At 49.2% G+C, this 22,886-nt stretch carries 19 protein-coding genes and 7 pseudogenes; 9 read left to right on the forward strand and 17 right to left on the reverse strand.

What is annotated here, in order from left to right; genetic code table 11:
* Positions 1 to 157: 157 nt before the first annotated feature.
* Together KGP26_RS23860 and KGP26_RS23865 are read left to right on the forward strand one after the other, a co-directional pair.
* Positions 158 to 747 (forward strand): annotated as a pseudogene (locus tag KGP26_RS23860) (plasmid pRiA4b ORF-3 family protein).
* 179 nt (positions 748 to 926) lie between these two features.
* Positions 927 to 1,502, forward strand: a pseudogene (locus KGP26_RS23865) (ISKra4 family transposase); the annotation flags it as partial.
* A 54-nt stretch (positions 1,503 to 1,556) separates the two neighbouring features.
* Here KGP26_RS23865 and KGP26_RS23870 read toward each other — a convergent pair.
* The 11 genes from KGP26_RS23870 to KGP26_RS23920 all read right to left on the reverse strand — a co-directional run bounded on the left by KGP26_RS23870 (position 1,557) and on the right by KGP26_RS23920 (position 10,614).
* Positions 1,557 to 2,251, reverse strand: a protein-coding gene (locus tag KGP26_RS23870; RefSeq protein ID WP_223498423.1) for an IS6 family transposase whose coding sequence is annotated in 2 segments (ribosomal slippage) — positions 1,557 to 1,606 and positions 1,606 to 2,251 — 696 coding nt in all. Because the reading frame shifts where the segments join, the coding sequence is not laid out codon by codon here.
* A 90-nt stretch (positions 2,252 to 2,341) separates the two neighbouring features.
* Positions 2,342 to 2,617 carry a hypothetical protein gene (locus tag KGP26_RS23875; protein ID WP_223498424.1) on the reverse strand — a complete coding sequence of 92 codons (276 nt, stop codon included), beginning with the start codon at positions 2,615 to 2,617 and terminating at the stop codon, positions 2,342 to 2,344.
* Between the two features lie 75 nt (positions 2,618 to 2,692).
* Positions 2,693 to 3,646, reverse strand: coding sequence for a fimbrial protein (locus KGP26_RS23880; RefSeq protein ID WP_223498425.1), 954 nt, complete (start codon positions 3,644 to 3,646; stop codon positions 2,693 to 2,695).
* Between the two features lie 158 nt (positions 3,647 to 3,804).
* Positions 3,805 to 4,353, reverse strand: a complete 549-nt coding sequence (locus KGP26_RS23885; protein ID WP_223498426.1) for a fimbrial protein — start codon at positions 4,351 to 4,353, stop codon at positions 3,805 to 3,807.
* A gap of 9 nt (positions 4,354 to 4,362) precedes the next feature.
* Positions 4,363 to 4,851: a fimbrial protein gene (locus tag KGP26_RS23890; RefSeq protein ID WP_223498427.1), complete on the reverse strand. Its 489-nt coding sequence runs from the start codon at positions 4,849 to 4,851 to the stop codon at positions 4,363 to 4,365.
* Between the two features lie 11 nt (positions 4,852 to 4,862).
* Entirely contained in the window at positions 4,863 to 5,411 is a 549-nt protein-coding gene (locus tag KGP26_RS23895; RefSeq protein WP_223498428.1) for a fimbrial protein, read from the reverse strand.
* Positions 5,404 to 6,024, reverse strand: coding sequence for a fimbrial protein (locus tag KGP26_RS23900; protein WP_223498429.1), 621 nt, complete (start codon positions 6,022 to 6,024; stop codon positions 5,404 to 5,406). The genes KGP26_RS23895 and KGP26_RS23900 overlap by 8 nt, the downstream gene beginning before the upstream one ends.
* Positions 6,025 to 6,064: 40 nt before the next feature.
* Positions 6,065 to 6,829 (reverse strand): fimbria/pilus periplasmic chaperone, encoded by a 765-nt coding sequence (locus KGP26_RS23905; RefSeq protein WP_223498430.1) that lies wholly within the window; start codon positions 6,827 to 6,829, stop codon positions 6,065 to 6,067.
* Between the two features lie 58 nt (positions 6,830 to 6,887).
* A complete protein-coding gene (locus KGP26_RS23910) occupies positions 6,888 to 9,428 on the reverse strand; it encodes an outer membrane usher protein (protein WP_371822071.1) in 2,541 nt (846 codons plus the stop codon).
* 10 nt (positions 9,429 to 9,438) lie between these two features.
* Positions 9,439 to 9,990: a fimbrial protein gene (locus tag KGP26_RS23915; protein ID WP_223498431.1), complete on the reverse strand. Its 552-nt coding sequence runs from the start codon at positions 9,988 to 9,990 to the stop codon at positions 9,439 to 9,441.
* Positions 9,991 to 10,059: 69 nt separating this feature from the next.
* Positions 10,060 to 10,614 (reverse strand): fimbrial protein, encoded by a 555-nt coding sequence (locus tag KGP26_RS23920; RefSeq protein WP_223498432.1) that lies wholly within the window; start codon positions 10,612 to 10,614, stop codon positions 10,060 to 10,062.
* Between the two features lie 413 nt (positions 10,615 to 11,027).
* Between KGP26_RS23920 and KGP26_RS23925 the strand changes: the two are divergent.
* The 6 genes and pseudogenes from KGP26_RS23925 to KGP26_RS23950 all read left to right on the forward strand — a co-directional run.
* A pseudogene (locus KGP26_RS23925) lies at positions 11,028 to 11,668 on the forward strand (transposase); the annotation flags it as partial.
* Positions 11,667 to 11,918: pseudogene (locus KGP26_RS23930) on the forward strand (transposase); the annotation flags it as partial. The pseudogenes KGP26_RS23925 and KGP26_RS23930, both read left to right, overlap by 2 nt.
* A gap of 4 nt (positions 11,919 to 11,922) precedes the next feature.
* Positions 11,923 to 12,111: pseudogene (locus KGP26_RS23935) on the forward strand (IS3 family transposase); the annotation flags it as partial.
* A 76-nt stretch (positions 12,112 to 12,187) separates the two neighbouring features.
* Positions 12,188 to 12,381, forward strand: a pseudogene (locus KGP26_RS23940) (hypothetical protein); the annotation flags it as partial.
* 172 nt (positions 12,382 to 12,553) lie between these two features.
* Positions 12,554 to 13,495 (forward strand): hypothetical protein, encoded by a 942-nt coding sequence (locus tag KGP26_RS23945; RefSeq protein ID WP_223498433.1) that lies wholly within the window; start codon positions 12,554 to 12,556, stop codon positions 13,493 to 13,495.
* Between the two features lie 208 nt (positions 13,496 to 13,703).
* Positions 13,704 to 13,871 (forward strand): annotated as a pseudogene (locus KGP26_RS23950) (IS3 family transposase); the annotation flags it as partial.
* Positions 13,872 to 14,128: 257 nt separating this feature from the next.
* Here KGP26_RS23950 and KGP26_RS23955 read toward each other — a convergent pair.
* The 3 genes from KGP26_RS23955 to KGP26_RS23965 form a co-directional block, all read right to left on the reverse strand.
* Positions 14,129 to 14,377: a fimbrial protein gene (locus KGP26_RS23955; RefSeq protein WP_223664668.1), complete on the reverse strand. Its 249-nt coding sequence runs from the start codon at positions 14,375 to 14,377 to the stop codon at positions 14,129 to 14,131.
* 679 nt (positions 14,378 to 15,056) lie between these two features.
* Positions 15,057 to 15,266 (reverse strand): DUF1471 domain-containing protein, encoded by a 210-nt coding sequence (locus KGP26_RS23960; RefSeq protein WP_223498435.1) that lies wholly within the window; start codon positions 15,264 to 15,266, stop codon positions 15,057 to 15,059.
* A 410-nt stretch (positions 15,267 to 15,676) separates the two neighbouring features.
* Positions 15,677 to 17,176, reverse strand: coding sequence for a SmvA family efflux MFS transporter (locus KGP26_RS23965; protein ID WP_223498436.1), 1,500 nt, complete (start codon positions 17,174 to 17,176; stop codon positions 15,677 to 15,679).
* Positions 17,177 to 17,307: 131 nt separating this feature from the next.
* Here KGP26_RS23965 and KGP26_RS23970 point away from each other — a divergent pair, with 131 nt between their 5' ends.
* The gene (locus KGP26_RS23970) at positions 17,308 to 17,916 is read left to right on the forward strand and encodes a TetR family transcriptional regulator (RefSeq protein ID WP_223498437.1); all 609 of its coding nucleotides are present in this window, start codon (positions 17,308 to 17,310) and stop codon (positions 17,914 to 17,916) included.
* Between the two features lie 179 nt (positions 17,917 to 18,095).
* Here the strand turns inward: KGP26_RS23970 and KGP26_RS23975 are convergent, their stop codons facing one another.
* From KGP26_RS23975 to KGP26_RS30340, 3 genes are all read right to left on the reverse strand, one after another.
* Positions 18,096 to 19,025 (reverse strand): carbapenem-hydrolyzing class A beta-lactamase SFC-2, encoded by a 930-nt coding sequence (locus KGP26_RS23975; RefSeq protein ID WP_223174986.1) that lies wholly within the window; start codon positions 19,023 to 19,025, stop codon positions 18,096 to 18,098.
* 2,173 nt (positions 19,026 to 21,198) lie between these two features.
* Positions 21,199 to 22,092, reverse strand: a complete 894-nt coding sequence (locus tag KGP26_RS23980; RefSeq protein WP_024531319.1) for an alpha/beta hydrolase — start codon at positions 22,090 to 22,092, stop codon at positions 21,199 to 21,201.
* A gap of 517 nt (positions 22,093 to 22,609) precedes the next feature.
* Positions 22,610 to 22,741 (reverse strand): hypothetical protein, encoded by a 132-nt coding sequence (locus KGP26_RS30340; protein ID WP_256444949.1) that lies wholly within the window; start codon positions 22,739 to 22,741, stop codon positions 22,610 to 22,612.
* Between the last annotated feature and the right edge of the window lie 145 nt (positions 22,742 to 22,886).

A 22,886-nucleotide genomic window follows, 5' to 3' on the forward strand; every position in this document is an offset into this window, starting at 1 on the left:
TTGACATAGCTAGACACTCCACTGTGGCTTAGATCGCAACGAGCCGTTGCGATGCAATCTTGGAGAGCATGAAAAAGTGTGGGGCAGTCACCGAATGTATTGTCTGCTGGGGCTAGAATATCCAACATTATTTCATAACAATACCTGCTATCTGGCTATGAAGATCTACGTCATCAAAATTACTGTTCGTGGCGTAAGTCCCATGGTTGGCGTCGGCTAAGAATCGCTGCTGATACGTCATTGGCCGCGCTTCACTACATAATCCAGATCGTGCAGGGCTGGAGCGATGATCACCTTCATCAGTTTCATATTCATGGCAAAGATTACGGTATCTCCTACGAAGGGGGCGTTGGTTTTCCGGATAACCCGTTTCGGGTTGTGATTGATGATTTTGCTTTTGATGTTGGCGATCGTTTTACCTATGAATACAATTTCTTTGAGCACTGGCTTCACGACATTCGTGTCGAGACCATTCACGAAAATTCGACGCTGAAAACACCATTTTGTATGAGCGGCCATGGCATGTCCGGAGCAACGGCTGCGGATGAAGCGGATAAGACGCTGGCTTTTCTGGAGGCCATCGTTAATGCGGATGATGCAACAACGGTCGGAGAAATCCGGATCTTTGTTGACGACCTGGATGCTGTTCGGTTCAATCGCAATAAAATCAACAAGCAATTGAGCAAACTCGACCTGGCGGCGCCAGCACTGGAACCTGAAGTGATCTGGTTGGGTCGCCGCCGCTGACGGATATCTATAAAGGTATCCTTCTCTAATTCAGGAAACTGGCGCGCCCAGGACCAGAGGTGTCAGACTCAGGATCGCCTGCGACCACGTAAGCCTTGGCATTTCAATATATTATAAACTTCGCAACCATATGAAAAACCAGTACCCAGGAGATATTCCCACCACCGCAGGAGGCAACGATGAAATTGACGCTCCAGATAGTTATAACCGATGAGTCAGGCGTGAGTCGAACAGAAGAACTGATGACATTACAGAAGTCAGGATATGCCCAAAATGATATCGGATTATCGCTTTCAGAGTCGAAGAGCTTGCTGAACACCGTCCAGCAGTCAATGGTTCAGCAGCAGGCGGACGAATACACTCACCAGCATATCCCGTGTCCTCACTGCCTTGCAGCGCGCAGAATCAAAGGGCAGCAGAAAATGCAGTACCGGACACTGTTTGGCATTATTCCCGTATCGGGGCTCCGGGTGTACCGATGCCGCTGTGAAGAAAGTACAACAAAGACCGTCAGCCTTCTCAGTGACTGGGCGGGCGATCACACTCATCCTGCCCTGAAATATATAGAAACCCGCAGGGCCTCAATGATCTCGTATGAAATGACGACCCGTCTGCTGAAGGATGTTCTGCCGATGGGGGATAGCCTGAATGCCTCAACGGTGAGGAATCATTTATGCCAGGTGGCACAGCGTCTTGATGCTGAGGCAGAATCGCATTCTGGTTTTCTTTCAGGTTGTCCCCGCGACTGGGGTAACCGGCTCTGTCGCATTAACGGCCACAGGCCAGCCAAAGTGGGTGTTGCCGATTATTTAGGCAGCCAACAGATAAAATTGTTCCGCAGGTGACAATACCTCACTTCCGGATGCTGATATTGTCCTTTGCGTATCATGTGGATCAATTCGATGCCCGCCAAAAGCCCCTGTGCCCGTCGAAACGATTTGAATCCCAGCATCGGTCTTATCCGGCGTTTGATATTGCGGTGATCTTGCTCAACCAGATTGTTTAGGTACTTACTTTGCCTCACTGTAATCGTTTCCTCATCGGGTTTGTCGGCGTTGAGCGTGGCCAAAGCCGCTGTGTTGGCCCCACTTTTATCGATAGTGACCCCCTCAGATTCGCCATGATGACGTATGGCCTTGCGGAAGAAGCGCAATGCGGCGGCGGCATCACGTTTGGCAGTGAGCAGAAAGTCGATTGTCTGGCCTGATGTGTCAACAGCCCGGTACAGATACTTCCACTGCCCGTTCATTTTGATGTAAGTTTCATCCATTCGCCATCGACGACCCACCGAACGTTTATGCCGGCGGAATGCCTTGTCCAACAACGGCACCAGACGGATAACCCAGCGATGCAGTGTGGAATGGTCAACAGCAATGCCGCGTTCAGCCATCATTTCCTCGAGATTGCGCAAGCTAAGGGCATAAGCCAGATACCAACGCACACATTGCGCGATGATATCGATGGGATAATGCAAGCGTTTAAAGGCATTTCTGATCAGAGACATTAATAGGCAACATTACAAAAAAACAGCATATTACCTGACGCCGCCTTAACGCGACAGAGCCGCTCTTCCACCAAAGCTGGCTCCGGGATATCAGGTATCTCGATTATGTCTGCCGCGATACGAGCAGGATAGAGCAGGATAGAGCAGCGATTCAAGTTTATCGGGAGTCATGCTGTCAGGCAGCGGCCAGCTAATTCCCAGCTTTTTGAAGCGAACAAAGAGATCGCAGATGGTGCTTTTGGGGATCCCAAGCCGCCGACCAACGTCGAGTCTGGACAGGTGTTCATCAAAATGTAAGCGCAGTGCGTCGAAGAGCTGGGTCCGATATTTCATAGCGATAATGTCCATTATATAGATGATGGACATTATTTTCCCGGAACCGGAGGGATACCGACAGACGGTCTATATGAGCCGCTTACGCTCACAAAGACCTGTAATCAATCAGGGCAGTCCGATTTGCAGGACTGCCGTACCTGCAAAACTGCCTGTCGCGGGCAACGCTAATGGCTTTCTCACCAGATTGAAGGTGATTGCATCAGTACCTTCACCATTCACCATCTGGGCGGTGTACCTGCCGTTCACGCCGACAACACTGCTGCCCTTGACCAGGGAGACACCCAGGCCAGAGTTGCTGGTACCGATTAAACGGTTATCGAACGATGCAGTCCGTGGTGCCTGCAGGGTAATACCAATGCCCTGTGTCACCGTTTTATCCGAGCAGCTATAGGTAAGATTTTTGGTTACAGAGTAGCTACCGGGGGCCGTCGGATCGGTGGATATTTTAGAGTCAACCACATTACCAAAATCAACATCCAGAGAACCACCGCCATTGATGGTGCAGGTGTTGGGCCAAAACGTCACGCTATTTTGGGCTACTAGTTTTATATTAAGATCACTACGACTACCGTTATAATCATTGCTCTGATAAAGGCGTAATTCTGCAATAGTGCCGCCAGACGAAACATTCAGTGACTGAGGACTATTAACTGCGGTTATATATGGTGTTAAGTCGACTTTAGTCCATGGACCACCGTTAGCATCGGGTAGCGTCGCTAAAATTAAATCTGCAGGAATGGGCATATCTTTTATGCCGCTGGCCAACACCAACCCTCCTGTAAAGTTCCCCCCAAAAGGTAAAGATAAAGAATCATATCTAGTCTTAATGAAATCACGACGACTTGTATTACCAGACCCCTCAAACCTGCACTCTAGCTTAAGATCACCATAAGTGTATACTTGCCCCAAACTGGGAATAGGTATGACGGCTATCGTCGTATAGGCTGCTCCATGTACACCAAATGAAGCGCCACTATTTACTCTACATTCAGTTGCCCAAGACGACAGCGTGTGCAGACTCACAGCACTCAGTATCAGTAATCTAATAATCTTCTTCATGTTCCACCACACCCCCAATAATCGTCTTTATCAGGTGATAATTAATCTTCTTGACCAAGGCCGTTCGGCAAGGGCTCATTGTCACTCTTAACCCATACCCTGTTGGGCGAACAACCACGCTGCGGGATTGTCTCGCGGCTATCCCGATTCAATCAGCCCTACTCATACTCAAGCACAAAGGTCGCCGTCGCACTGAATGCCCCACGGGTTATCGTCTTGTTCGCCAGTGCAAACGGCTCTCCCTGCACATAGGCCTTAAAGCTCAGCGTCGTCGTCGTGCTCGTTGTCGACAGCAGGTTCTGAGGACCCTGCTCATTGAGGGGCAACTGCACCGCACTCGCCCCCGCCGTCTCTATCCCCACACCAATCCCGCTCACCCCCGTCACCGCCAGCAAACCCGGCAAATTCAGGTTCTCCATCCCGTTGAACGTCAGCTTGACCCAGCTCGATGCCGCCGTATCACAGTCCACCAGGTTCAGCGAGAACGTCTTGCCCAACGTCCGCGTGTTCGTGTACAGGTACTTGTCCACCACCGCACCAAAATCCACACTCAGGTTTTCATCACCCGCCTGGATTTTGCACGGTGCATACACCAGCGTCCCTCTGAATCCCATGACCGTCGCCTGAGCCGGTGCCATCCACAACGCACTCAACAACGGCAGCGCCCCCAGACCGACACACAGCAGACTGTGTTTTCTCTCTCTCACCGGCTTCTCCTAGTCATAACTCGCCAGCAGCGTCGCCGTGGCAGTGAACGGCCCGTCGGTAGGCTCCTGGCCCGCTCCGCCATTGACAACCGGCACGGCAGACAACACTGGCAGCGCCGCTGGGTTGATGACCGTACCTGCCGTGCTGTTTATCGCCAGGACACGCCCCCCCAACAGCAGGCGAATACCCAGCCCCGCCCTGCTTGTCTCCACAGCCGTCGCGTCAAAGGCCGCCGCTCTCCCCTGGAAGCTGAGCCTGACGTTGCCGGTGGTGTCAGCACAGGCAACGTTATACGAGATTGTCACACTGTAAGCCGTCCCATCAATCTTGTTGATGATGAGGTCATCGCCGAAATCCACATCGATAGGGTCATCGTTATTGATTTTACAGGGGAGGGACTCCACCAGGTTGCCGGTAATACTCACGTCAACCGCACCGGCCACGCCGGTGAAGAGGGTGCCCGCCAACCAGGTGGCGACGGCAAGCGGTCTTTTCATGCTATTGGCCCTCATTGAAAATCCACCTTCAAGGTCAACGTGGCCCTAAAGGCACCACCGGAGAGCGTAGTCCCGCTGTTCTTTACCGGCACCACGGTTAGTTTGGGCGTTGCCGCTGCAGACGTCAGGTTAAACCATTGGTTCGGACTGACCCTGGTGCCATTTTGGCGTAATTCCAGCCCCAGATTGGTGTTGCTAGTCATTAATACCCCGTTGTCAAAACCGGCTGACGTCCCGTACAACTGCATCCTCACCTGCTGGCCTGCCCCTGCCGCGACAGTGCAATCCAGGGTGTAGGGGATTTCCGTTTCATAGGTGTTCCCGGTTGAGATGCTGTTGCTGGCCGGAATTCGGGTGGTCAGCAGGTCATTGCCCAGATTGACGCTGATATCGGTATTATTGTTAATCTGACACGGCACACTCACGACCACACCCCGGATATTCACGTCCAGTGGGGCGGCCATGGCGGACGGCATCGCGACCGCAAGGACCAGCGCCCCCATCAGCAGGCTGCGCCGCGCTTCCTGCCCCTGTTTGTGTCCATGCCGTGCTCTACTCATAACTCAACCTGAAATTGACGTTGGCAAAATAGGCTCCCGATTGCAACGGGGCTCCGGTACGCTCAGGCGTGATGTAATACGTCAGCACGTCACTACCCGGGGTCAGAAACACCGGCTTCGCCAGTTGACCCAATAGCATGTCGCGCTGTGCACTGTCGCTGAGGCGCAGCCCCATCCCGTTGACCCCTTTCGCGCGCACCAGTTGCGGGTTGGCGCCATCCTGCTCACTGACAAAGGTCAGGGACATGGCGGGCTGGTTGGGACTCCAACTGACATTGCCCTGCGTATCCTGGTTGTTTGCAGCACCGCGAATGCAGTCACGCAAGCGCAGTTGGACCGCTACCGGAGTTCCCCGGTCACCGGCCTGTTGCAGGTCACCGGTCGCGATATTACCCATGTCCACCGTCTGGTCGGCCGACGGCATCTCCAGCCGACAGGCGCTTTCGGTCATAACACCGAACACATGCAGTACCCCGTGGTCCCCCTCAACCAATCCATCCGTGAGGCCGGCCTGCGCCACGGGAGCCAGTAGGGCAATCAGTACCAGTCCAGACAGGCCACACATCACGCCTCCCGTTGTGCGCGACAAGGCCTGGTTCTTCATTCTGTTCATTTTTTCTCCTTCCCTTCCCCTGCGACAGGCCACCCGATGGCTATTTCTTGTCTCGACGACTTTCATCAACCTTGCACTGAGTGCCATCACAGCGGAAGGTCAGCGTAGGCTGGCCGCCGTAGTCATTCACATACACCAGTGCCGGGCTGTTCCCCAGGTCTGAAGCCTTTCCCCCCAACGGTGCTGAGCCTTTTGGTGGCACCATCATGGCCTCAAACCCCTTGAGCAGGTCACCGCCTGCCTTGGCACTGGCACCAATCAGGGTGATGTAGTAGGGCGTCGGATTGTTCACCGTATAGGTGTCCCCGCTTTTACTCAGCGTCAATTTATTCTGGAACGGCGAGGTCTGTTGTTCAGCTGCCGCCTGCGCCAACGCTGCCGGGCGGTAGAACAGCTTGATGCGCGTTTGCAGCGCAATCTGCAATGTGTTCGGCTTGTTGCTCTTTGGCGGAATTTCACGCAGGTTCAAATAAAACAGCGTTTCCTTATCCTGTGGCAACAGACTCAGCCCCGGCATGGCCTGGATTTTTATCTGTCCCTTACCTTTCGGTTCAATGCGCTGTACCGGCGGCAACAGCGTCAGCGGTCCGCCCCCCTCCAGCTTGTTGCCATTCGCATCCTCAATCCAGCCCTGAGCCAGATAAGGGAGTGACGGATTTTGGTTGCTCACGTTCAGACTCACTGACTTTTCGCTCCCCGGAAACACCACGCGGGTCCTGTCCAGCGAAATCGCGGCATGGACCGACGGCATCAGCACCAGCATCAGCGCACCCGCAAGGGAGGCTCTTAGTAAATTGTGTTTCATTTTCATCTTGCTCATCAAAAATAGTAAGGGATACCCCCGGGACCCATGTATCCCGGGCTCAATCATTCAGTAATGCAGCCTCTTTTACGCAAGGTAGCATCAGATTCGTCGTCATACCTGTCGGTATCACCGCCGGCAGGGTCACGTGACATTGGACACTGCCGTTCCAATTCACCGCCATCTTCTCATTCGGACGTATCCCGCTGAGGTAAACGTGACCACTGTCGCTCACGATACCGGCGTCCTGTTTTTTCTGGTTCAGCACGCTAGCCCCAAACGGAGGGACGCTGCCATCAGCCAGCAGTATCACTGCCATGGCTTTCTCGCCGGAAATCACCTCAAACTTGCGATAGCCAATCGCCCCTTCCGTCAGGGTGCTTTGTACCACCGAGCGCGGCACCTCCGCATTGTCCGCCAACTTGTCAATATCAATACGCACGCTGTTGCGATAATAGCTGGTTACATCCGCGACCACGGCCTTGCCGAACCGGTTACTGTAGACCGGATTGCCATTGGCACCGACCGGTACACCGGCCACTCCGTCGGTGTCAATCAGCATGCGGGTTCCGCCCATCAGACCGCTGCGATGCAATGCCCCGCCTTCCCGTGTCAGCGTTGCCCCGCCATTGGCGGACAAGCCCACGGCACTGTATTGCCCCTCACGGTAGCTGGCAGAAGCATTAATATCCACCTGAGAGCCGCGACGCGCGTAATAACCGCTGAGGTCGGCCCCGGTTCTCGCCGTCCCCGCACTCACCTGGTACGTATCGCCGTTTTTCAGACGGTCGTAATAACCGACAGAATTACGCGTATCCCCTGAGGAATACGAGCCGTTATAACTGACACGGCCAGACCCACCGAACGGCAGGGACAGCGACATGTACATCCCGTCGTCGTCGGTTTTATTGAACCGGTTGCGGTAGGCCGTCAGCGACAGACTGACATTCCTGAACCGACCCACATCAAAGTTCCGTGATGCCGTCAGGTCATAGCGTTCCGTCGTCGATTTATCCCAATAGGACTGATGACTGTAGTTCAGGTACGTGCTCAACCCCAGAGACTCAAAGGACTGGTTGAAGGAAACGGTGTACATTTCCTTGTTGCGGCCCTGTCTAATGCCTGTGTCACGCGCCTGCAGGTACTCGCTCATCGACATGAACGTACTGTCTGAGAAGCGATAACCGGCAAAGGTCACCTGACTGCCGATCTCGACAAAGCGCTTGGAGTAACTCAGACGATAAGAGCCCCCTGTCTGATTGCCTTCCCCCGGCAGGCGCGCACGTGACTGCGTCACATCGGCAGACAGCGCCCCCAGCGCCAGGAGGTCACGCCCGATACCCAGTGACGCGGCCGCGTAATCCCCGCCGGCGAGCCCCCCGCCGTACAGTGACCACCCGTTACTGACGCCCCAGGAGAACTCGCCGCTGGCAAACGTCGGCCCATTGACACGGTGGTTCCAGTCGGAAGCCCGGCCCGCCGTGGTCTTGAAGCGCACCTGTCCAGGCCGTGTCAGGTAAGGAATGGTGGCTGTATCCACCTGGAAGCGCTGTACACTGCCATCCTGCTCCTCAACCCGCACATCCAGTCGCCCTGATACGGCACTGTCCAGGTCCTGGATACGGAATGGCCCGGCTGCCACCTGGACTTCCTTGATGATGCGGCCCTGCTGACTGATGACGACCTTGGCATTGCGACGTGCCACACCACTCACCTCCGGTGCGTACCCCCGCAGATTCGGCGGCAGCATGTTGTCATCAGAGACAAGGCTCGCGCCGGTAAAGCGGAAGCTGTCAAAAATGGACGAATTGAGATAATCCTCCCCCAAGGTCAGTTTTGCGCCCCACGCCGGCAAGGCGCGATAGGCGTAATAACGACTCCAGTCCAGGTTGACACCATTCCCCCCCGAACGGCTTTCACCCCGGCCCTGCGAACGACTGTCATAGCGTGCCTGCCAGTCGGCCCGTAAACGCCATACCCCCAGGTTGGCCCCGGTGGTCCCGTTACCGCTAACGCGGGTGCCGCTGCCACCCCCCCCGCGGGTCTGTTGCTGATTTTGCATGTTCACGTTGTAGTCGAGCAGTATCCCCGGGATCCCCTCTTCCCAGCGTGCTGGCGGGTCCCAGTCCGGGCTGCTGTACTCCAGGTAGGCGTGCGGCATACTCAGATACAGGGTGGAGGTGCCCAGGTCAGTACGCACTTCCATTCCCTTGAGACTTTCCACATTCAGGCACTGCTCCTGGTGCCACCACGTCAGTTCGGACAACGCCTTGTCGGTCAGCCCCATCTGGGCAACCAGTGCAGGAGTCAGGCAAACCTGACTGCCTTTGGGGTCATTCTCTGGTGCAATGAAATCCACGGACTGCTCGGGCCACACCTGGGTATTGAGACTCACCGCCAGACTGTAACTTCCGGGCAGGATAAAGCCTTTTTGCGCGAACTGGCTCAGGTCAATATTGCTGCGGTCCTTCAAATCCAGGATGTCGCTGTTGAACTGAATATCATCGGCATGGGCGAACACCACCGACCCCAGCAACAGGGTGGAGCCGAGCCCCGCTTGACAGAGCATGGCAGAAAGGGTACGGGGGAAAAAATGCACCATAGAGAAACTCTTAGTAATAATCCATTCTGAAACGTATTGCCGAGTGGTAGTCCCCAGCACGTAACGTTTCCCGATTGCCAACCAGATTCACGGTATAACGCAAGAGCATCTCGCTGGGGATGATAGCGGCCGGGGGCATCATCCGCCCCGGCTGGGCCTGGTTGCCCACCTCGTCGGCTATTGCCACCGCAACCCCCTTCGCCTCACCGGACACCGCAAAATGCCCCCGGTCACCTTCCCCGTCAAAGGTCACGGTAAAGCCCTGCCAGTCGGGTTTATGTGGGTCAAGCCGTGACAGCACACAATCCACCAGACGAATGGAAAAGGCCTTCTGAGGGCCTCGCCCGTCACGCACAATCTGGCTAACAGGAATTGTGTCCATTACCAGCGTCTGGTCACGATCCCCCACATCAATGGCGCAGGGGCGCTCGACGATAGCCCCTTTCATGCTGACACGCCCATGGCCGGCATCACGGGCGAAGGCCTCACTCGCGAAACCGACGGTCAAACTTATCAACAGGAAAGGCGCCACCCGATTCTGTCCCCACTGAATCCACGTCATCGGCTGACTCCAATTGGTGAAATAGCCCGTGGCGGCAGGCCACGGGACGGGTCAAACAAATATTGAGATTTACTGGTAGGCAAGTTGAAATTGGACGGGGACGCTAAAACTACCCGGCGTAATGACTGCAGTACCACCATTGCCTTTCAGGCTCGCCGTAAAGGTCAGAGCCGGAGATGCGCCGTCAGTAAACTGCTGCAAGGTGGTCGGCGTACCAACCGTTACTTTTTTTCCGTCGGCCTGCTTAAGGAGGATGTAAGCGCCAGCCGCATTACCACCGACCAGTGCCAGGCTATCTGCGTCATAGCTGGATGTGGTCCCCAGGAACTTAACCTGAACCTTGCTGGCACTGGCTGGGGTAGTGCCAGTTGTAACGATGCAGTTCTCCAGCTGAATGGTAAACGGCATCGGCTTTGATTCACCGGTGTTAGTGTTAGCGCTCAACGCAGCATTGGAAATAGCCCCTAGCTCAACAGTCTGGTCGATGGAGTCCGCTGCTATCGAGCAAGGCGCATCAACAATGGAGCCAGTGAACAGGATGTCACCTTGCCCCTGGTTGGCATGGGCGACAGAAACGGCAGACAGACTCAGTACAGCTGCCATCATGATTTTGTTCAGTTGCATTTTTTCACCATAACATTGATTAAAACAATAAAATTAAGAACATACCGAATTTAACATCCAACCAAAACTCTCACATTGAGTGGCCATAAGACGGAACGCGTAGGCATACTTGCTTGTGCATTATAGTATATATTTTAAATCAATCAAGACTGATTAATTTAAAGAAGTGTAAGTAATCCCGCAGCAAGCCTTTGCACAGATGAGTTACGTTAAAGTGCAGTTTAGTAATCAGCTATTTTTTAAGATGTTATATATAGTTACTGAACTCACTTACCGGAACTGCTTATGCTGGTTCCTATAGCAGCCAATCAGGATGACCTGCCCCCAGGATTAGATACAACGCTCACTTAGTAATGGAGTGACCCCGAACCCGTAGACAAATCTGGCCTATATTTTGAGCATAGGAGGAGTCTATAGGCACACCACGATTTACCCCTGAATTTAAGGAAGAAGCTGTCCGCCAGATCACTGAGCGGGACTATTCCGTTGTCGACGTTTCAGAACGCCTTGGCGTGTCAGCACACAGTCTTTATAAATGGCTGCGTTCCGTAAAACCTGATAACAGCGGACATCAGGCCCAGGATTTACTGGAGGCCAGAACGGAGATCCTCAAGCTGAAAGCGCAGCTTAAACGTACTGAGGAAGAACGAGATATTCTGAAAAAGGCAGCGCGGTACTTTGCAAGGGAGCCCGACTAAAGTACCGCTTCATCAACGATCACCGTGATGTCTGGTCGATCGCAGCTATGTGTCGAGTTCTAAAAGTTGCCCGTGCCGGATTTTACGTCTGGCTTCATTGCCCTGTCTCTGCTGGAGAAAAGGATAACCAGCGATTATTGGAATTAATCCGAAACTCTTATGCACTGAGCGGCGGTGTTTACGGTTATCGCAGGGTTCACTGCGATCTGCGTGAAGTCGGTGAGGCGTGTAGTAGAAACCGGGTAGCCAAGATCATGAAACAAAACAGGATACGTGCCGTAAATGGTTACAAGATAGCTCGTGGAACCAGAGGACGGCCGTCACTGATAGCCCCTAACCGTGTGCAGCGGGAGTTCATCCTCAGGTAAAACCATCAGGCATCGCCTGAATCGCGGTGGTTCACGTGAGGCGAATAATGCGCTGTGTACAATCGCCCTGGTACGCATGCGCAGCGATCCTCGAACAAAGGTCTATGTGCAACGTCGAACAGGAGAAGGACTGTCGACAAAAGAAATTTTACGTTGCCTTAAACGCTACATCGTACGAGAGCTTTATCCGCTTATTTTAACTGATTTGAGGCGAGCCCAACTGCGGCCGTTGACATAGGAGCGTCAATGCTGTGGCAGAATCGTTCTTCAGTTCGCTAAAAAAAGAACGTGTCAGAAAGCGAATATATAAAACCCGGGACATGGCCCGGGCGGATATCTTCGATTATATTGAAGTGTTCTACAACCGTACCCGGCGCCACAGTCATCTCGGTGGCGTAAGTCCGGAGGACTTCGAAAAGGCCTCGCCGTGAGGACAGAAACTGTCTACTGGAATATGGTCACTCCAACATTATCCACACCGATATCATCGCGTAATATACTCACTGTTATCTGGCTTACTCACTGAGTTTACGCAACCAGGGAAAGATGATGGTAGAGCGCGATATTGTTGTTGGTCATTCCATGCTGCTGCTCAAACCATCGACTTTTTGCTGACCACCAAATGCGGCGCTGCAGCTGCATTGCGGCGCTTCTTTTGCAAGGCTATTGACCATCGAGGCAAACTCGAGGTGGTTACTATCGATACAACTTTTCCAGCGTCATGTCACTAATGCGACGGAGCCTCTTCATTGACTACGAGGATATAGCCCGTTAACGCGCACAGTAATAATCACTCAAGACTGATTGTTGACTTCTCACGGAGAAATATGTAACTTCATGCATACTTTTCACCACAAATTTAACGATTGATTAATGACAGAGAACCAAGCAAGTGAAATAATAACCCGTTTTTTCATTAATTTTTTGGAAAAGAAACGTTTACAGTCTGCAAAATCAGCCTACACAACCATGCGTTCTGGCAAGTATTTTCAAGATGACCGAAAGAAAATTCATAGATATAGCGATCCTCTTTGGGCCGACTCCATCTCTGACTTTGTCAAAAAATACCAAAAAGATGCTGAAAGAATAAAGCATTATGAACAGCTCGATTTTCAGATGATATCGCGATACAACTTTGCAGACAGCTTCATGAAAACAAAGCAACTTAGTAAAGGGGAAAAATCATTCTTGGACTTTTTTATGCGGCAGGATTTTTATCTTGTACATGCGACTAAAATTAGAATTGAGGATAGCCATGAAAATATATGTTTAAAATCACGAACTCGACTTTTAAAGGATAATGTAAAATACTTAAGTAACTCTGAGTCTGATATTGATTCATTAAAAAATGAGGATTACGTTTTCTTTTCTTTAGAAGCTGGAGAGCCGATCTGGAAATCATGTAGTCGATTCGGAAATTTATATTACAAAATAAAATTCAATCACGAGTCTTTGAAATATGCATCAATGACGTTATTAGATCAATTACTCATGGAATGGGTAAATGTACACATTGAGGGTATCAGTAGTAATGGAAAACAAATACTACAGAGTGGAAGGCAAAGTCTTAGCATCTTCGATGTTATGTTCCATGGTAGAGACGCATCAATTTATGGCCTGGCCTATAATATAATCAGTGCGAGCAGACTTCTTTCTGATGAGGATAGAACATTGATTCTCACGACTAGTGACACTCAACAGCTTAACAACATCATAAACTCTTTCTTTCGGCCAGAGATAAGAGTTTCTGGTGCTGTTAATATATCGCGTGGAAAGTATACCACGGGTGAGTTCTCTAAAAAATATCGGTACTAATTCCGATTAGTACGGCGCTGCTGCATTTAGGCATGGTTAGGTAACATGCCATTTTTTGTGATGTTACCTACCCATACCTCTGATTCGAAACACCTTCTGTCGCCTGCATTATCCCATTGTATTATCACGCAATGTGTTCGCTAGTCTCTGGCTTACTCACTGAGTTTACGTAACTAGGAAGGGATGGCAGAAATACGGCTATAGACAGTTTTTTGGAACATTGAAATCTGAATGTTATTACCTGAATGAATATAAAAATGTGAACGACTTGAGGCGAGACATCATCGGATACATTGCTTATTATAACAAATTGAGGATAAAGGAAAAACTTGGAAGTCTTAGTCCGATAGAATACCGACTAAGGCAAGCTGCATAAGGTTGTCCAAGATCTGGGGCGCAGATCATTCATGATGGACATTGTCGCTATGAAATTATAGTCTCAATACCACCTTACTCCTTGATGCACTGCACTTACATCTTGATGTGCACATACCCATACCGCTACAGGATCAAGAGTGTGGTGATCTGATCCTGATTGCAGTCAGAAGTTCGATTTATTCAACAAAGCCGATTCACCCTCAAGACCAGTGCAACTTTGCCCAGCGCACCGTCCATTCCATTAGAGTCAAATATTCACTGGTAAGTGAAATTTACTTCAATGAGAGACTGAACACTGCCTGCAGTAACCGACTTTCCAGGAATAATTTTATAGTTTTCCTTGAGACCAATATTAACAGGTGCTCCATCTACATCACCCACATTAATATCTCTATTCGGCACTATAGGATTATTATTAACATCCAGCATCTGAACGCCCACCCTATAAGCAGGCGAGCCTGTAACTATATTATCAAATGCATTATTAACACTATTCCAAGTCACAATTCCAAGGAAATAACTAATACTCCTCATTCGGCTGGGGCGACAAATAAACAACCTAACATCTTGTGGCACAGAACCAAGTCTGCATTGAGGTTACGAGATGAAACATTACAACCATTTGTCGAAATGAATACATCAATGACAGAAAAAATCCCGCCAAGTAAATCGCTTTTCGTTGCCACCAGGTGTTCGAAGATATTTTTTCATGTATAAAATGGCAATTCGTGCACCATCTACCTTTTAGCGCTCTGCTTAGCATTCGACAAATTCCATTATTTTCCATACTCGTTTATTCCCATCATTAACAGATGACTTTATTACGAATAGTAGACGCGGCACTAAACAGGCAAACTACTCTTAGCTCTACCTAACACACGGCCTTGCACTTGCCACTCCGACCCACCTCTATCTTTTTATCACCACTCCTCTCATTCATAAATATGCTCTGAGGGGCTTCTACCACCGAACGCACCTTGGATCATGACCAGGTGTGCTGGTAAGTAATTCTAATTTCACATCAACACTTGGTAGCTAATATTTTAAAGCGCCAACCGATAACATATTACATGGGAACAATTCCTACCCATCAATTTCTTTAATTCCTCTCAGCACTATCCTTAAAAAAAGTCCAAGCCTTACAACCAGGACTTTATATCAACCCCGATCTTTGGTACTTCAATTACTTAACAAGTTTGGCAGTCATGTACACAAAGTTGCCGTTGAAAGCCCCAGTAATTTTGTAAGAGGCTCCTTCTTTTTTGGCCATGGCCGCGATTTTTGCTGTAGCTTCATCCAAAGTTGAAGCGGTTGCAGTAATACTTTGCGCATAGCTGCCAAAAGAAACCAGCGACAATGCTGATGCCATAAGAAGATTTTTAATTAATTTCATAACTTTTCCAAAGCAAGCGTTATAAGGATTCAAACTTTTTGAGACAGGTGCCCCATTAGGTTTGATTAAATTCCCACCCATTCCACCACACAACAAACAAACAGTCAAGGCTGATTATTTGTTGTGTGGTGAAAAAAACAGTCGAAATCAATAGGAATCATGCCATATGACTTTATGGCTCCCATCTTATAAAGCTTGTAAATCATATGGTAATGTTCGCTTCAGGTTTACTGGTGCTTTAACAAGCTGATAGCTGCTCGTGTGGAACCCAATGCCAGATTAATGCTCACGAAGACAGCCTGCTTCCACTTTTGCGCCGTTGAATATAAACCTCGAGCGCAGAAGCCGTTCAAAGGGGGGCCATCCATGGCCAGTTACGAGGGTGAACCTGTTGATGCTGACTCTCAGCCTTACGCCGTTTCAACAGCAGAAACCTTTCGGGGCATAATGCGCCAGATGATACCGGACAGCAGAAGCAACATAGCGCCTGCAGAACCAAGAACCAGGCTGTGTGAGCTAGAGAAAGCAACTTTCGCAGCCTTCATGAGTTGCTCACCAATATTATTATCCATATTTTGTGCAACCTGAACGGTTTCACTGATCGACGCTCGCGCTTGTGCTGCCAGTTCCACTGGTAACTCGCCAGGCAACATGATAGTGGCAGCATAAGTACCTGACAGCAGCAGACCAAAGACCGCCACCCCGAGCCCTGCTCCTAATTCATAGGCCATACCTTCCAGTGCACCGGCAGCCCCTGCCTTCTCCTTCGGTACAGAGGTCATGATAGCCGCCGTTGAAGCTAGCATTGAGGCTTCAACGCTGAATCCCAATAGCACCATGCCAGTCCACGCCAAATAGATTTGATGCGTAAAATCGGTAACGGCAAGAATGAAAAAACTCACGGCACTGAGGAAAATCCCCAAAGTAGCGACCACTCGAAGACCAAATGCAGTGACCAACCTGCCAGCAATCGGGCCGCAAACACCACTGGCGATCATCAGAGGCAACAGGAATAATCCAGCTTCAAGAGGCGTTTTACCGAGCACGAACTGTAATTCCTGCGTCAGTAATAGCTCGAAACCGACCAGAGCAATCATTGCTGTCAATGCCATGACAATGCCAACAGCAATCACACGCTGGGTGATCAACCGAACATCAATCATAGGTGCCGCAGCACGCAGTTGGTGGCGCACGAAGAAAATGAGCAGGCTGCTGCCCATGATCGCGATCATCAGGGTCACATACGCAGCGGATGTACCCCGAATGCCACTTTTAGCCGCGTAAACAAGCAATAGAATGGCCGAGATAAGCACCAACGCCTGCTTGATCTGCCATGTTTTTTCCGGCCGCAAAGGCTGTTTGGGCATCACAAACATAGTGGCAACCAGTACGATCGCCACAATTGGCAGATTGATCAAAAATACGGATCCCCAATAGAAATACTCCATCAACCATCCACCAACCAGTGGGCCCATTGCGGCTCCTGCGGTCCCAACCGCACTCCAAATCCCCAAGGCGAAATTTCGCTCCCGCTCCAGGGTAAAGGTATGGCGCAAAGCTGAGAGCGTGGCAGGCAGGATCATCGCGGCCCCAACCGCGAGGAAAGCACGAGCCGCAACCAGCGCAGCAACAGAAGACGCTAGTGCCGCAGCCAGCGAGGCGAGAGCAAAAAGGCTGGAACCGAGCAGTGCCAGGCGTTTAAAGCCGATACGATCGCCAAGTGCTCCCATTGGGAGTAGCAAACCAGCCATCACCAGTGAATAGATATCAATGATCCATAGCAGCTGATCCCCGGTTGCTGACAGAGCGACACCGAGGCGCGGCGCGGCCACATGCAGGACAGTCGCGTCGATAGATACTGGAAGGTACATTAAAATAATAACGTAAAGTATTAACCATTTCTGAGACATATTGTTACACCAAATAGAGCAAAAACTTGAACACGCGTTCATTTCAATTAGAATACAAATAAATTGAACAAACGTCCAACTAATTCTATGCTGTATTGCTAATAACATCGGTCAAAGAAAAGCGAAACCAAATGAGCTACCTCAAACGTGAAGAACGTCATGCTGCCATTTTGGAGGCGGCCATACGTGTAACTTTGGCGGAAGGGATTGTGGCTACCACCGTCAGGCGCATTGCAGCGGAAGCAGGAATAGCCGTCGGTCAGGTGAATCATCATTTTTCCTCCGCAACACACCTACGCGCTGAGGCTTTTTTGCAATTAACCCGGCAATCGTTATCTTCATTTGCCGCGATCAGTAAGAGTTACCCAGCCGTTGAACGGCTACAAAGGGTGTTAGGATATCCGTTGGATGAGGAAGGTATGCGGGAAACGCATCTGTGGAATGAGATGATGCTGCTGGCTGAGCGTGATCCGGTGATGGGTGAGGCTTATGCTACTGCAATATCAGATTGGCACCAGGCGACAGCCAACGTAATTGTTGAAGGCAGAAATGAGAAAATCTTTCGCTCTAGCGCCAACGCTGATGATATCGCCTGGCGTTTGATCGGGCTGGTGTGTGGATTGGACGGCTTACTGTCATTTGATAGCTCAGGTTTTCCCGAAGCAGAAGTTATGCGTCATTTGTCTTTCGCGATTGAGCTGGAGTTGCTGTGCCCCCCACCGCACAATTTGATGGTGTAATGATCTAGTGAGCCTCAAAGTAACGCCATGTTTATTGTTTAAATCGGCTCAGTTTATCAAGCAACGCTGATTAAAATTTCTAGTGACTGCAAACAAATGAGTTAAAGCCACTTGACTGCGGCTTTAACTCAGCTGAAACAGCACTTGCAGGTGCCGAAAGAAGACCCGGCACCTGATTTTTAGAAGCCGATAGACTTTCCTGTAGCCATACGTAATGCGTCAATATTAAAGCTTTCAAGAACAATGCGCGATGCATCTGCTATAACAGCATCGCTGTGTTTGGATTCTTTGTCTGGTTTTGATGTATAGACAGCCAGAACAATTGGCGCATGCCCTACAGGCCAGATCACTGCATAATCGTTGGCTGTACCATAGACACCACAAGTACCCGTTTTGTCTCCAACCACCCAGTTTGCAGGTACGCTTGCACGTATTCTTGCTCCTCCTGTTGTATTCCCTTTAAACCAATCCATCAGTTGGTGGCGCTCCATTAATCCAAGCACATTTCCAAATGCCAGCTTTTGCATACTTTCTGCAACAGCTTTGGGTGTTGATGTATCTCTATCATCACCAGGAATGGCGGAATTCAACTCCAGTTCCCATCGGTCCAGACGAAATACATTGTCGCCAATAGAACGCATAAACGACGTCATTCCTTCAGGGCCACCAATAAGCTTTTCGAGCAACAGGTTGGCGGCTCCATTATCACTGTACTGCAGAGTGGCAGCAGACAACTCGGCAACTGTCATGCCGGTCGTAATCTGTTTTTCAGTCACAGGAGAATGAGGCTCCATAACTCGATTGTCATAGCGAATTCGCTGGTTCAGTAAGCCCTCTTGCTGCTGGCTTTTCGATAATACTGCCGCAGCAAGGAAGCCTTTAAATGAACTACAGAGAGGAAAACGCTCGTTAGCTCTATAACCAAAAGTTTTATTTGAGCCAGTATCAATAGCATAAACCCCAATTCGCCCTCCAAAATCATTTTCCAACCTTTTCAATTTATCCACTGTTACTTGTGGGGGTTGGGACGCAGCCTCCGCCATATTAGTCAGAGTCAACAGGGGAAATATGGCAGAGAAAAATACAGACAGTCGACCGGTGCGTGACATAAAACCTTTCCATTTCATGAGTGTTGATTTTTTAACTAAAGTATATTTCGTTTCTAAACCGTATTTTTCAACGGCATAACAATGTTGCACATCACATCGAAGGGTATACTCATATATCAGCGAGATCAAGATTTTGAGATCTCCAAACTAGAATATGCCCTTCAGCTATGTTTGTTGTGTATCACAATGCTTATCCTGAATTTCAAAAACTCATAACTTGCCCTTTCTCCATAATTGCATTTAGCAATAGGAATATGCTTGTTTAACGTAAAAAAACAGGCAATAACTGCCTGCACTGGAAAAATAAAAACCAAAAGGGGTGTCTTGGTATCTTCGGCATACCAAGAGGGATATTTATACCTGAAAATGAGTATTTTTTTTACTGGAAGTGTAAAGATAAGTTATGGTTTTGTGATTTTTTACTTTGCCAAAGATTTATTTAGGAATAGCAGTTAAAGAAACACCCCTTAACAATTAAAAGTGCACTCATCGAAAACATTGAAGATAATCTTGGTATCTTAAATCAAAAAAAATCCCAAAGCCTTTAGAGGGTTTTGGGATACTTAACCTTTACCGATATAACCAGCCAACATTGATTTAGTTTTCAATAACCAGCGAGAAATCTTAGTTCAGATATGAACCTTGCATCTTTCCTTTGTTCTATTACATCAAGATAAGCCAATTGTACTAATGATTAGACAGTCAAATTGGTACTCGACATAACCTGTTCAGTACCAGGAGCTATCAGGCTTTTAGCATAAACACTACCACTCGGTATAGATAATGGAGAGAATGAACTGATAATAGTGGCCTTCATTTCAAGCTCCACAAGCTAACGTTAATCATTCATATCAAATCGATAATCACACACCCGCTGGCTTAAGTTATTTAAGTCCCCCTAAGGTAACGGAGTTAACGGAGCAGTTGGTATCTGTCTTAAAACAGCATCGACAGAATCGAACGGTCCGCCGTTAAAACATATTCTCGCTGCTGGGGCATGTGTATGTACTGCATTGACAAGTCGTTCGAAGAGCGGAAGGTATTCTTCAACAGTACGAACACCAGCACCAATCAGAACACAGTGACGACGCCTTTCCATGAGAAGGCTTAAGAGTGTAGCTTCAGCAGTCCGAGCACTATCGATTAGGCCCAGTTCGACCTCATAGCCAAGAGATTCAAGTCTTTCTTTATCCGCATCAAAAACTGCGAATAGTTTCTCAGCGGTAAGGCCCGGCCACTTGCTATAATCTACAACTCGCGGATTCCACCCCACAAGGAGTACGCTATATCTTTCTTCCACTATATATCCTTAGATTATCAAAATCACTGAAGAACTCCGTACGCACAATAGCTCACTTTAATTCCAACACTACCGCCAACATTAATAATACTAGAGCGCAGCATGGCAATCATGTATTTAGCTAACGCATCTCTAACGCCATAATCATTCAACAACTCACCACACAAAATGTCAATTATATAAATTGATTAAAAAAGAGCAATTTATATGCTTCAATTTTTCTTATGCATATATATATTACCTCATACCATACTCAATCAAAGGAAAACTTGATGTCCATGCATAAAATAGCATTACTTATTGCCGTTTTTTTACTCCCCATAAGTTCAGTGAACGCATCTTAAATAGGAAAGGCATCTAACCTGGATATTTCTGTACCTATTGCTGCATTGTCAACGCTAACCACATCCTTCACTCCACTTAGTGGTTTAAAAAAGGTAACCAGGGGTACGCAGATCGGAAATCTCGAAATTCTTACCACTGGTGCAGGTTACATTGGTACTATCACTATCAAGCCCGTCATCGGTAATAATTATCAACTGCTCGGGGCGACTACAGGAAGCCTTCTCCCCTTTAGAATAGGAACCTCAGGAGGAGCAGTGACTTCTGCACTTACCAGTGCCAATCATACAACAACCCTCACATCCCATACCAACAGAGAAACTATAATAAACGTATTTTCTGCAAATGCTGCCGGTAGCTTTGCAGCCGCAGATGTCTACACAGGCGCTTTCATCGTTTCGGTATTTAGCAGGCAATCCTTTTCTTATGATATTTTGAGGTTATAAAGGCTATTTCCATACCTATAATTTCCCTGCCTGTAAAGGGTGGTAACTTCCTGGTTATCACCCTTTACTTTATCAATACGTATTTTTATTCATGTAAGTGTTTTTGGATAAAATAAGCACCTTGCTCCAATGAAGCCATGCCCTCCTCCAGGATGGGAGCGAACAGTTGCCATACATGAGGCATACCATCGAATATTTGCAAAGTTGCATCGACACCTGCTTCGCGCATCCGTTCGACGACTGTCACCGAATCATCCCTTAGCATTTCCCAGCTCCCCACGTGAACCAGCGTTGGAGGTAAGCCAGCGAAATCCGCATAGAACGGAGTTACATGTGATGATTTGAGATCGCCCCCAATCCCAACATAGGATTGGAATAAGAATTCGAGCAGTTGAGGAGTCAAGAACGGATCATCCGTTACCTCTTGGTGGGAGATGCCTTCACATGCTAAATCCAGCCCTGGTGAGATCAGGAATAAGGCACCGGGCATAGGTAAGCCCTCAGCCTTCGCGCGAACCGCTGCAGCCAGCGCTAAATTGCCACCAGCAGAGTCACCGGCCAAGGCGATTTTTCGCGCTGGATAGCCTTGCTCTAATGCCCAGCAATATGCAGTAAAGATATCGTCATGCGCCGCCGGCGCAGCATTTTCAGGTGCCAGACGATAATCGGGTACCAAGACCGCACTGTGGCTTATCTGGGCCAGATAGCTGGTGATCACACGATGGGTGCTGCTTGAACCGATGACAAAACCGCCACCATGCGCATAAATGATCAGGTTATCGGTATATTTCCCATGGGGCCGTAGAAACTCTGCGCTAAAACCAGCCAAACTCAGACGCTCGATTGAAGCAACATCTGCGACAGGTATCTGCGCCATCGCTGTTTCCCACCAACTACGCAACTCGTCGGGTGTGGCGTTTTCCGGCGGAAGATTCTTTTCATTTTGTTCTAATATAGCGTTAAGTTGCAATTGGGACATTGTGGAGCTCCATTTCAGCAGGTTACCAAATCTCTCGTGTAATTTTCACTTTCATGGTTCAAGAATCGGTGATGATAAAACACATAGCCATTAATATTCAACCATGATTGAATGTTAATTTTTTGATAGGAAGGGGGGGAAAGGTATTCCTTGCCGATCAGAATGTTAACAACCTCAGTCGTATTAGCCGTAAAACACCCGTAAAAGTTGTTCTGACCGGCGGATCTTCTGGTCTTACACCAGGAAAAAGTCAATGCCATAGTCGTGACCGGTAATTTTCTTCAGGCTAAAGCCCACAAGAACTAAAATACTGGTAAGTCCGTTTGGAACCCTACCCATAAAGATGGAACCCAGAAAATCACAGGTTTCAAACTCCAGGCCCTCCGGGAACCAGGAGGTACGATGGTGCCTTCTCCTTCATCAGATAAAAATGAGCGGAAAAACACCTATCCCGTGTGGCAAAAGGTTTCCCGCTCGGGTAGATAAAACAACAGTGCTACATCGTGCTACCAGGCCATCAACTCTCCGGTGGTTCTGATTCATCTCGACGGGTGGCTACCACGCGGCCCAGGCCCAGCATCTGCTGCGCCTGGTTGATAACCTCGTCTTCTTTCAGGTTGTGCCGCTCACCAAACAGGTGCTCCGACACCAGTTAACCGAAATGCAACGATTCGATATTGCCTCTGTTAAAAATGGGGGATTACCGATAGGGTTGGACAGGATTTAAACCCTATTTTCAGCGTCGGTCATAAGCAATCCGTATTGCTTCGGCTACCGAAACTTCGATAAATAGA

Source organism: Serratia sp. JSRIV002, assembly GCF_019968725.1.
In the GTDB taxonomy this organism is placed as follows: Bacteria; Pseudomonadota; Gammaproteobacteria; order Enterobacterales; family Enterobacteriaceae; genus Chania; species Chania fonticola_B.